10 protein-coding genes and 1 pseudogene are annotated in these 11,254 nt (G+C 43.6%); 2 read left to right on the top strand and 9 right to left on the bottom strand.

Translation table 11 applies throughout. The annotated features are described in order from the left end of the window. Positions 1–249: 249 nt before the first annotated feature. Both G5B11_RS17515 and G5B11_RS17510 read right to left on the bottom strand, forming a co-directional pair. A complete protein-coding gene (locus G5B11_RS17515; RefSeq protein ID WP_173729218.1) occupies positions 250–870 on the bottom strand; it encodes a methylated-DNA--[protein]-cysteine S-methyltransferase in 621 nt (206 codons plus the stop codon). Positions 871–1,139: 269 nt separating this feature from the next. Next, a complete protein-coding gene (locus G5B11_RS17510; RefSeq protein WP_244093072.1) occupies positions 1,140–1,319 on the bottom strand; it encodes a TipAS antibiotic-recognition domain-containing protein in 180 nt (59 codons plus the stop codon). A gap of 750 nt (positions 1,320–2,069) precedes the next feature. On the opposite strand from G5B11_RS17510, the gene G5B11_RS17505 reads away from it, so the two are divergent. After that, positions 2,070–2,300 (top strand): DUF6061 family protein, encoded by a 231-nt coding sequence (locus tag G5B11_RS17505; protein WP_009203541.1) that lies wholly within the window; start codon positions 2,070–2,072, stop codon positions 2,298–2,300. Positions 2,301–2,458: 158 nt separating this feature from the next. Here the strand turns inward: G5B11_RS17505 and G5B11_RS17500 are convergent, their stop codons facing one another. Genes G5B11_RS17500 through G5B11_RS17480 form a run of 5 tightly spaced genes read right to left on the bottom strand, consistent with a single transcriptional unit; the run spans position 2,459 to position 8,709 of the window. Continuing rightward, on the bottom strand, positions 2,459–4,168 hold the full coding sequence (locus G5B11_RS17500; RefSeq protein ID WP_173729217.1) for an ABC transporter ATP-binding protein: 1,710 nt from the start codon (positions 4,166–4,168) through the stop codon (positions 2,459–2,461). Next, the gene (locus tag G5B11_RS17495; RefSeq protein ID WP_173729216.1) at positions 4,161–5,924 is read right to left on the bottom strand and encodes an ABC transporter ATP-binding protein; all 1,764 of its coding nucleotides are present in this window, start codon (positions 5,922–5,924) and stop codon (positions 4,161–4,163) included. The genes G5B11_RS17500 and G5B11_RS17495 overlap by 8 nt, the downstream gene beginning before the upstream one ends. A 3-nt stretch (positions 5,925–5,927) precedes the next feature. Continuing rightward, positions 5,928–7,400, bottom strand: coding sequence for an ABC transporter ATP-binding protein (locus G5B11_RS17490; RefSeq protein WP_173729215.1), 1,473 nt, complete (start codon positions 7,398–7,400; stop codon positions 5,928–5,930). After that, positions 7,397–8,122, bottom strand: a complete 726-nt coding sequence (locus G5B11_RS17485; protein ID WP_173729214.1) for an energy-coupling factor transporter transmembrane component T — start codon at positions 8,120–8,122, stop codon at positions 7,397–7,399. The genes G5B11_RS17490 and G5B11_RS17485 overlap by 4 nt, the downstream gene beginning before the upstream one ends. Continuing rightward, positions 8,119–8,709: an MptD family putative ECF transporter S component gene (locus tag G5B11_RS17480; RefSeq protein WP_330603169.1), complete on the bottom strand. Its 591-nt coding sequence runs from the start codon at positions 8,707–8,709 to the stop codon at positions 8,119–8,121. Before G5B11_RS17480 ends, G5B11_RS17485 begins: the two co-directional genes overlap by 4 nt. Positions 8,710–8,916: 207 nt before the next feature. On the opposite strand from G5B11_RS17480, the gene G5B11_RS17475 reads away from it, so the two are divergent. After that, entirely contained in the window at positions 8,917–9,885 is a 969-nt protein-coding gene (locus G5B11_RS17475) for an AraC family transcriptional regulator (protein WP_117659137.1), read from the top strand. 278 nt (positions 9,886–10,163) lie between these two features. On the opposite strand, the gene G5B11_RS17470 is transcribed toward G5B11_RS17475, so the two are convergent. Continuing rightward, on the bottom strand, positions 10,164–10,874 hold the full coding sequence (locus G5B11_RS17470; protein ID WP_173729219.1) for a DUF6040 family protein: 711 nt from the start codon (positions 10,872–10,874) through the stop codon (positions 10,164–10,166). Continuing rightward, positions 10,852–11,254: pseudogene (locus tag G5B11_RS17465) on the bottom strand (MobA/MobL family protein); the annotation flags it as partial. The pseudogene G5B11_RS17465 and the gene G5B11_RS17470, both read right to left, overlap by 23 nt.

Raw genomic sequence — 11,254 nt, 5'->3', positions numbered from 1 at the left:
ATTTTTTTCTCAACCTTCTTTCTCGGAATTCCTTATATTTGAATTATACAAGAAGCTCCTTTATCATTCTTTTTAGAACGATTATGGTGTAGCTCTTCTGCTTTGTCAATTCTTTTTGGCATAAAAAAAAGCTAAAAAAAGCAGCTGGCCTATTTTTCATAGACAAACTGCTTATTACTTTTCGCAACCGACCCAGGGAACTTACTTGATTCGGTTAAATTCATTCTTTAGTACACAGAAGCTGCTGTACTATAATCCGTACTTTTTCAAATCTACTTTTCCATTGATAACTTCAATCCCATCTGCTTCCAACAGTTTTTTCTGTACGTTTTCGCCGCCAAAAGCAAATGCTCCAGCTAGCTCTCCTTTGGAATTTACTACACGATAGCATGGAATATGCTCCGGGTCCGGATTTTTATGAAGTGCATTTCCCACAGCTCTTGATATTCTTGGATTTCCTGCCATCTCTGCCACTTTTCCATAGGTTGCCACACAGCCTTTTGGAATTTTTTTAACAGCCTCATAAATCCGTTTTGTTGGGCTGTACGTGACCAAGTCATAGCTTTCAGATATCATCCTTTTAATATCTTTATCTGGTATTGTTCCATCCAGAACAATGGTATTCCAGTGTTCCTTATTCTGGTGGTATCCTGCAGTTACTGCTTCATATGTACTTCGCCAAAAATCACACCATTCCGGATCTGTTTTTACATTCAGATTAACATATCCATTACGCTCAAAAATCCACAGAAACGCTTTTTTACTTTCCTTTACTCTTACCAGCTGCCAGGTCTGGTCATGGAAAGGCCTTTCCTCATATGTATCCTGAAATGATAAGCCAAACTCCAGTGCTTCTTTCCGTTTGATCATAAAGATTCCCCTGTATATTTCCATAATTAGAAATTTGAATTCTCATGCTTCCTCATAATACCTATCAGCTATATATTCTGCCGATTCTGCCCATAATCCATTTTCTGTTTCCTGCAATGTCTTGTATGTTTCGGACTTATAAAATTTCACAATCTGTCTGCATGCTCATTTCTTACAACTTCCATTTTATGAAAATATTTCTGCTGTTTTTCTGTACATTCATTATAAGCGCATTATACATAAATACGCAACGAGATTTTTTCGCCAAATCAAACTGGCATTAATAACTGATTTCCACTCATTACCGTATTTTCTGCACTTCCACCAGACATTTTTCCTAATCCACGCAAAATCTTATTTGTACAAGTATATAAGTTTTGGGTAATATAATCCTGTATTCTTCTTACAAGATTCTGTGCATCGTCAGATGCTGGATTAATATTATTCATCTCTCCGGCTTCTTTTAAAGAAAAATCTTGAAGGTATCCGTCAGAGAGTTCTCATCGATAGTTTACGGAATGCTTAGACATATGTCTGGTTGCGGCTATCTGATTTCTTGACAGCCCTGATGCATTAAGCTCAAGAATGAGCTTGGCATTAATCTTATTGGCCATAATGACAGGCCTCCCTTCTGTAAAATTTGAGGTAATCCTCATATATAATTCTACAAAAGGATCTATTAAAAGTGGAGCTATTGTGTGAATTGCCTGTCAAGTGGAGCTATCGTTCGTATAGGTGGAGTTCAAAAGCGTGCTGATGGTGTCGCTGGCGCGAAATATTCACATTTTTTGCTAATGAGGAGCTTATTTTTCGCTAAGTTGTCGTGCGATTTATTAGAATGGAATTTTTGAAAGAGCCAACACCTTGAATGAGCTGGCCCTTTCAATGTCACCTGTCATTGACAAACTGGAATTGAGATTTCATATATTCAAAGGGATTTAATAACTGTTATATTTTATTATCAAATATCTCTCAAGCCCTTGAAAACACTAAGTTTGTCGCAGGTGAGCTTTCCCTTATTGTTTCCCTTGTATTATATTGTCCCATGAGTGTTTACGAACTCTGATAAGGGAAAAAACAAGGGAAAGAAAATCTTATAAAACAGTATAACACAAAATAAAAGTGACATGGTGAACTGATTGAAATGCTTCTGATTTTTGCAACAAATGATTGATTGAACGATAAGGAGATTTGATACGATGAGAACGATATTTGCAGAATACAATCCACAACGCAACAGCATTGATGTTTATACTTCTGCTGGCTATATGCTCCGCATTGACTGCTGGGAAGCGGAGAAGAATTTAACAACTACTCCCGGATCTGACTGTGCATTAAACGCACTTGCCATTGATGAACCACTTGAGTATGCAAGATTGTATCTTGATGGAACGATGCAAATGTGGATAGATGCGGAAGATTCCTTTTAGGTATACGCAAGAAACGGCGGCTCTGATTTCTCAAAACCGCCGTTAGGATAATAACTTAAAATAGGCGCGCAAAATCACCTGCCCCAGCCAGCGTTTTTTTCTTTCCCCGTAGTCGGGGCAGGTTCATGCGCTATGCAATTATTCTTCTTTAGCTTCTATCAAGCCGATATTTTTTGCTCTGCGTTCCACATAGCAGCATATTTTCCGCCTTTCGCAAGCAATTCCTCATGGGTTCCAGATTCAGCAATCCTGCCATCACCCATTACAAGGATTTGATCTGCATTTTTGACGATGGAAAGGGTATGAGCAATCATTACCACAGTCTTTTTCTCTTTTAATAGATTAGCGATGGCCTGCTTTACGGCAAGCTCATTTTCAATGTCAAGAGATGCTGTTGCTTCATCCAAGAGCAGGATGGGGCTATTTTTCAGTATAGCGCGGGCTATTGAAATTCGCTGACGCTCACCGCCAGAGAGAAGATTTCCATTCTCGCCAGTCGGCGTATCGTATCCCTTTTCCATCTTACGGATGAAGCTGTCACAGTTAGCCTCCCGGCAGGCAGCCTCGATTTCCGTGTCCGTAGCATTAGGGCGAGCGTGTCGGATATTATCCCGGATGGTATCGTCAAAAAGAAATATGTCCTGGTCTACCATAGAAACTTGCTCCAGTACACGCTCTGCGGCAACATGGTTAATGGGTTTACCGCCAATAGAAATCGTCCCGCCCGTTGCTTCATAATATTTTGCAATCATGTTCAAAATAGTAGATTTGCCGGAGCCAGAGTCTCCGATAATGGCCGTGAGCTTTTGATCTGGCACCGTAAAGGTGGCGTGTTTTAGTACCGGTTCACCGGGAACATATGCAAAATCTACATTGTCAAATGTGATTTCATGGGTAGCTGTGTGAAGCGGCTCCATGCTGCCAGTTTCCTCCGGCTCATTCATTACACTCAAGATTTTGTTTTTCGAGATCATCAGGTTCTTATAACTGGTGAGGTCTACAAAAATCGAGTTAGCCAGCTTTGCACAGAACAGGGGCAGCATACAAATCAAAAGGTAGTCCACCGTGTTCAGTGTCCCTGCGACCCAGGGTGCATAGGCCAGCAAGATAACCAGCGGGCAGGACAGCCAACTCAAAATACCAAAGACCGCACCAATAGGAAGCACTTTTGATTCGTACACAAAGCTGATCCGACAGAACTCCCGCATAGCGTTGATAACGGTTTTATTCTTCAAACCACCTACGCCATAGGCCCGGAAAGTTTGAATACCAGACACATACTCCACAATGCTGCTGACATTCTCTGCACAAATATCATTCTTTTCTTTACCATACTTCCGAACCATACGGAAGGAAAGCCACAGTCCAGGGATCAAAAGCAAGTCGGCAATCAGCAGGATAATTCCGGCAGGCACATAAATGGTCATCACAAAAATAATCAGCATGAGCGAAAGTGCAAAACTCTTTGCCATATCACCGATCTTATGGGTCAGGATTTTTTCATAGTTGTTTACATCGCTTGTGATGGTATTGATATAATCGCCGGTCTGTCCCTGGGTAAACCGGGAAAGCGGGATACGCTTCAAATGGTCGCCCATAAAGAGGCGGGTATTCTTGCTGACCTCTGCACCGCCGATCTGCGCTTTGGTATAGCCATAGCTGTAAATCAGGATACGAAGAAGAAAAACCACCGCGATCACACAGGTCAGAACCAGGACACGGTTCATGTCAAATTGTCCCGACCACAAAAACTGCATGACAGAGTAAAGCAGCATAAACAGGCTGCCGGAGAGAAGCCCTTCCAGAACAGTCCCGCCAACGCCAATATAAAAATTACGGTTCTTTTTCAATACATCATGCTCACTCATGCTGCTCGCCTCCCTCCAACTGATAAGTAATATTCCGGGCTGTTTCGTAGTCCTCCCACGCCTTCCGATAGTAAGCATTGTTCTTTCGGACTTCCTCATGGGTTCCGACACAGGTAATTGTGTGATTTTCAACCACTGCTACACGCTCGCACATCTTCAACGCGCTCAAACGATGGGCTACCACAATGACAGTCTTTCCCTTACAGAGATTTTGAATGGCTTTGTCAATCTCCATCTGATTTTCCGGGTCAGAGGCGCTTGTGGCCTCGTCTAAGATCAAAATGGGGGCATTCTTCAGGATAGCGCGGGCAATGGCAATCCGCTGTTTTTCACCGCCGGAGAAGCGAGAGCCGAAGCTGCCCACCTTCGTGTCATATCCATCCGGCAAAGACATGATGAAATCATCAATCTGCGCCTCTTTTGCGGCGGTCCGTACTTTTTCCAGAGTGGCGTTACTGCCCATGCGGATATTTTCTAAAACGCTGTCACGGGTCAGGAATGTCTTTTGGAACACAATGGCGACATTTTTTAGGATAGTATCATAATTGAGTTCCTTTACATTTTTCCCGCCAATCAGCACTTCGCCCTCCTGCACATCATAGAACCGGGAGATCAGCTCAATCACGGTACTTTTACCGGCACCAGACTGTCCCACAAGGGCCATGCGTTCACCATCTTTAATTTTGAGATTAACGCCTTGCAGTACATCGGTCTTGCCATCATAGGAAAACCGAACATTCCGAAGTTCAATATCGTGATTTTGGGGAAAGTCCGCTCCACCCTCATAAATTGGAATATCCAGTATCTCTTTGGTCTTAGTAACAGCGTTCAGCACATTGGCAAAATTAGTCCCCAGTTCCTGTAGGGGGCGTATTTCCGTCAGATACATGGAACCTACATAGACGAACAGCAAAAATGCGCTGGCAGCCAGTGAGCCTTTCAGGAAAAACATTCCGCCGATTGGAACCATCATCAACATCCCACATTCGATGATAACAACAAAGGCCGCATAAGGTGGCCCCATGCGCCGGGAAGTTTCATTCCACATGGCGTTTTCTTCCTGGATAGCGTCTGAAAACTTTTGAAACGATTTGCTCCCCATGTTATAGGCTTTAATCAATTTCATGCCGCTGATGTACTCAATCATAACCGAGTTCAGTGTGGTAATGGAGTGATTGGCCCGTTCCATCAGGTCATCCGTATTGCGGAACATCATCCCCATTACAACAACAGCAAGGCTCAGCGGAACCAGGGAAATCAATGCCAGAGGAATATTGACGGTCATCAGATAAATAAAGATGACTACCGGCCCCACCAGATAGCACACAAGGTCAGGAAGGTTATGGGCCAGAAACAGCTCCAACTTTTCAATATCTTCATTCAGAACCGTTTTTATGTCCCCGGTGCGCCGTTCATTCAAGGCCCCTAAAGGCGCTCTGGCCATGTGTTCTGCAACCATGCAGCGCACTTTGAAAAGAGCGCCATAGGCCCCTTTGTGGGCTGCTACGCCGGAACAGCCAAACAGGGCAAACCGCAAAGTTACCGCCACTGCAATCATTACCACGGTATGTACAACAAGTTCCTGCGTGCAGGTATGATTGAAGGTGGCGTCCATCAGCCGGTAAATTCCAATGTAAGGGACGATAATGCAAAGACCGCTGACCGCCGATAGAAAAATTGCCAGGAACAGCCAGATTTTTTGCTCACCGGCCCAGTGGAGCAGCAAAGCTACTCTGTTTTCTTTTTTCTGTTTCATAGATCACCTCTCCTTTCCATCTGAAACAGAGAACAGCTCTCTCAATTTCGGGAGGGCATCCATTGTAACTGGTACATCATCGGGCATTTCGCCCTCGTCAAAATGCAAGACACGAGAACAGGTACGGCAGACAAACTCAAAATCATGAGTGACAATGAAAATGACTTTTCCCATATCGGATAATCGTTGAATCAGTCCCGCCACCTGCGTCATACTGTCAAAGTCAAGACCGCTGGTCGGTTCATCAAATACAAGCAAGTCTTTCCCACAAATCATGCTGACAGCTACAGCTACTCGTTGCTTTTGACCGCCAGAAAGCGTGTTTGGATGGCGCTCCCGATATGGGGTAAGGCCTAATTCCTCCAAAGTTGCATTTACCAGTGTTTGATCTGGATTGCGTATACCAAAGGAGCACTCTGCCTCCACGCTGTCAGCGAAAAGTTCATAATTCACATCCTGCATAACCATGTAAGAGCGTTTCAGCCTTTCCTTACGCTCAATCGGCTCGCTTTCCCACAAAAATTGTCCATCGCAGTCTTTGTGAAGCCCACAGAGAGCGCGGGAAAATGTAGTCTTTCCAGCTCCGTTGTGGCCGACCACACCAATCACTTCGCCCTTTCCGGCGGATAGCTCAATGTCATGCAAAATTGTTTGCTTCTTGTAACGGAGCGTCACATTCCGCAGCTCCAATACAGGGGGAGGCGCAGGCAAGTGGGCTTTTGGCGGGAATACCGCCTGTAGATCAACAGCTCGCAGCCCCATGTGTTCACGATCAGGTTCAGATAGCTGCCAAAATTCTTCCGGGGTGTATATTCCTTTGATTTCTCCTTTTTCCAGATAAACAATTCGGTCAGCCAACTCCATCAGGTAGTACAGACGATGTTCCGCTATCAAAACTGTTTTGCCCTGTTTTTTTATCAGCCGCAAATGTTCCTTTAGTTCTTGGATCGAAGTCATATCCAGATTAGAGGATGGTTCATCCAATAGATAAATCTGTGGGTTCATGGCATAAACAGAAGCAAAAGCGATTTTCTGCTTTTCTCCGCCGGACAACTCAAAAATATTCCTGTTCCGTAGCTTTTGAATATGTAAATCTTCAGTTGTCTGCTCTACTCGCTCAGCCAATTTCTTAGGAGGGCGAGCTTCATTTTCAATTCCGAAGGCAATCTCGCTGTCTGTATCAACATTAAAAAACTGCGTCCGTGGATTTTGGAAAACGGAGCCGACCTTAGCGGCAATCTGATACATGGGGATATTGCTGATTTCCTGACCATCTACCAGCACACGGCCATGAAGCTCCCCCTGATAAAACTGAGGGATCAATCCATTCACCAGCCTTGTAATCGTTGTTTTTCCGCACCCGCTGCGGCCACAGAACAGGACGCATTCTCCGTCCGAAATTTTCAAATTGATGTCGCGCAGCCCACCATGTTCCTGCCCCGTATAGGAAAACGATACATTTTCAAACTCAATCAACCGATCACACCTCCTCGCACACATAATTCAAAAATCAGATAAGCTACGGCAACGGCCATGACGCCCCAATCGGAAATTCCGCATTTTATCTGGACAAGACAGGTGCGTGGATTGGGATTTTCAATTCCACGAGTGACAGAAGCAACAGAAAGATCATCCGCCGCTTTTGAAGCTGCCATCAATAAAGGCACATAAATACACTCAACTGTCATGCCCGGATGTGTTAAAAAGCCCGCCAGAGATGGTGAAACATCTCTCATCCGCATAGCGTCTGTGATATAGCGCCAGTCCTCTTGAATAGTTGGAATGTACCGCAGCATAACTGCCATAGGAATTACTAACTTTTTGGGTGCGCGGACACGGTTCATAGCAGACAGGAACTCATTGACTTTTGTAGTAGTCAGAACAATCCCAGCCAAGGTTCCGCACGCATAGACCTTATGAAACAAGCCTAAAAAGGCAATAAACATTGTCCGCAGCGTGCCTGTCATTTCTGCCATGATCCAAACTGTCAGGGCACAGATGACCGCATAAAAGCATACAGCCTTAATGACATATTTCCACTTTCCACAGAAAGCCCCCAATATCGCAATCAGCATAACAAGGATAAATTGATATGCAAGTGAGGGCGCAAACATGGACGATAAAACACACATAAGAATAAGAAAGAGCTTGGCCCGTGGGTCGAGCCAAAGCTCTTTCTTATGGCGTTTACCGCTCATGCTGTAATACCTGCTTTTTCAAACTGCTTTTTCAGCATTTTGCAGCCTACAAAAGCGCTGATTGCAGATGTAATGATAACAGCAGCAAACATGGCAATCAGGATGCCGGTATTTGCAGTTGCCTGCATGGTGTCGATGTAACTCTGTTCAGTTCCGTTCCCCAGCATGGTCTGCGCCCAGCCGTTGGGGTCAACAAAGAACACGATATATGAACCAGTGCCACCGAGAGAGAACAGGATATAAGACAGGCTGTTGAGTTTTTTGCTTTTGTACTGCCCTGCACCAGCAACAAAGTCCGCGACAATCGCCATGATCATGTAGCCCAATGCAAAAGCCCAGTGCATACCAGTCACGAACCAAATAATACCCATGATAACGCCCATTATAGAAAGGCTCCAACGCTTATGTACTTTTGCAATCAGCAAAAGATAAATGGGGCCAGCAAGCAGCCCACCTCCTGCTGGCATGAAAAAAGTAAGTACAGGATTCGTTGCAAAAAAGACACCGCCCACCAATACAAAAACAAATAACAGTGCAGTAAAAATACCTGTTGTTACAAGGTCTTTCACTGTCAGACCTTTGTTCATAGAATTTACTTGATTACTCATTTTGACCTCCTACCTTTCATTGTCTTGACTCGACAAGTGGTTTGTGATATTCTTCGGTTAGATACCTCTAATCTTCGTCTAATACAATACGCATTTATCGAACAACATTCAATAGGTTCCGGCAATGTTCGTCTGTTCCTTTCAAAAGTTCGTCTAATCGTTGCAAAAAGGAGGCGGTCTGTTTTCATGTCTGAAATTATTGACCAGTTTTATACACCGCTACTAATTGAACACGGTTTTATCCGTGACCCAGACAACCAGCAATATGGGGCATTAGGTGACTGCTGGAAACTTTCTCCCGAAGTTGGAGAAGGCACCTACTGGACTTATGGACAGAAAGACTTATATGATATTAAAATCCATAACTTTTCCTTCCACGAAGATTTCATGTTGGAATGCTCCATGCCGGAATGTCTGAGTATCACTCGGTATGACTCTATTTCCGGGGAGGAATTATCTCCATACCGTAGACTGTCTGCCGGTTGTATCAAAACATTTATTGGAGGCTACACTCCATACAAGGCTTTGATACATAAAAATATTCCAATCCGTTCGGTTGGGATTGAGATTGCACCGGCATATTATGAGGACTACCTGAAAAAACTGTACCCGGAGGCACAGATCAATCCTGTGGATGCATTTCGGAAGATCGACCAAACATCCGACTTTCCAGAAATGTCACGGTTACTCACAGAAATCAAAGACTATCGCGGGGAAGGGATTGCAGCAAAACTTTTTTATGAGGGTAAAGTCGCAGAAGCTGTTTCAATGGTGGTGGAATATCAGAAGAAACATCCTGATAAACCAGCCCATAAGCTCTCTCAACAGGATATTGAAAATCTCCAAATAGTTGCCGCTTATCTTAGCGATCACTATGCTTTTGATATTCCTCTGGAACGGCTAACACAGATTGCCTGCATGGGAACAACAAAGCTCAAAAGCTGTTTTAAGAAATACTACGACTGCACCATCACGGAATATGTTCAACAGCGGCGCATGAGCCAAGCAGAATATCTGCTGGCATATACAGAGCTGACAGTCGGGCAAGTTGCCCAAACAGTAGGCTATTCCACTTCAAGCCGATTTGCAGAATTATTCCGAAAAAGCACGGGATTGTTGCCATTAGAGTACAGAAAAAACGCACAGCGAAAGTAAAATGAGCGCCAGAGGGAACTCTGGCGCTTGTAAAATTTTTCACCCACATTCTAGTCGGGCTTAGCCATGTGTTGTGGAATATATACGGAATGCATCGTCAATATTCCACTGCTGCTTGCGGTTGTTACCAAGATAGTGAGAGCTCATCTGAACACAAAGTTTCCATTACCCTTTTTCGTACCTAAACGAAGTAAGATTTCATGTGCATGCTCATCACTGAATTTTTAGAATAATCTGTCCTAGCACGAAAGTAAATATGAATAGTTTCTAATAGTTTTTTAATAATATCCTCTGGCTTCTTGCCATCCTTTTACATACCACCTAATTCCAACATATACCAGTTGCACCAATAATAAGAGAAATAGCATATTGATCGGCAAGACTGTCTTTATCCAATCTCCAAAGTAGATTGCTATTTCCAGGCTTATAAGTGTTACCAGTATGGTAATCATATCCCAACAGTATTTCTTATATAGCCCTGCAATCTTTATCCCTATAAACGCTACAAGTATTCCCGCACCCACCAGACATCCACCGCAAATCAATATTCTTATCAGCCAGTATATAATTCCGGCAATGACAGGATTGGATATTCCATTACTAATCTGTGCCACATTCTTTCCTATCAGTGCAATCCAGCCAACAATAGTCTGTGTGAAAGTTCCGATTGCATCAAAGAATATTCTGCAATCAGAAATAAATACCTTTGACTGTATCATCTGAAAAAGAGTAGTTGATACGGAATACCATATCAGCAGAAACATCAATGCTTCATACATGGCTGTTTTTGTTTTATATCTGCCTGTCAGTTTTTCTCTCTGCGTATCATACTTTTCCTTGGCTTTCAGATAAGCTGTCTGGTTACAGTTCCCACACTTTTGATAGAGTACCGGCTTTTCAACCGGTATCTCTACTTTTTTCTGATGGGAGAGTGCATAATCCCGTTCCTGTTCTGCCTGCCTTAGCTTATCTTGACATTCCTCTGTCATGATTTCGGCAGCGTGCGTTTTCTCTTTCTCGCTCTGCAACAATTCTTTTGTTTTCCTCAAGTCGTTCTTTAAGGCTTGAATGTTCCCTGCTCTGTTCTCGCTGTTTAACCTCTCGTTCAAGGTCAGCGATTCGTCGAGCTGCACTTTCAGTTCCTCGATAGTCCGGTCTTTCTGGTCGAGTTCTTCCTGCATCTGCTCCGTCAGCAGTAGCAGTTCTTCCAGTTGAGCGTCGCTCTTTGAGTTTTTGTATTCTGTCATCTATATCCCTCGCTTTCTCTATCTGCTGTTCAAGGTCAGCAATTCGTTGTTCTGTTTCTGCAATAATCGGTTCTCGCTGTTTAATTTCTGTGCCAATTCCTGCCATTGCTGATTCTCGTCTG

It is taken from the genome of Blautia glucerasea (assembly GCF_013304385.1).
Classification (GTDB): domain Bacteria; phylum Bacillota; class Clostridia; order Lachnospirales; family Lachnospiraceae; genus Blautia_A; species Blautia_A ammoniilytica.
This window is presented reverse-complemented; position numbering and strand designations above follow the sequence as displayed.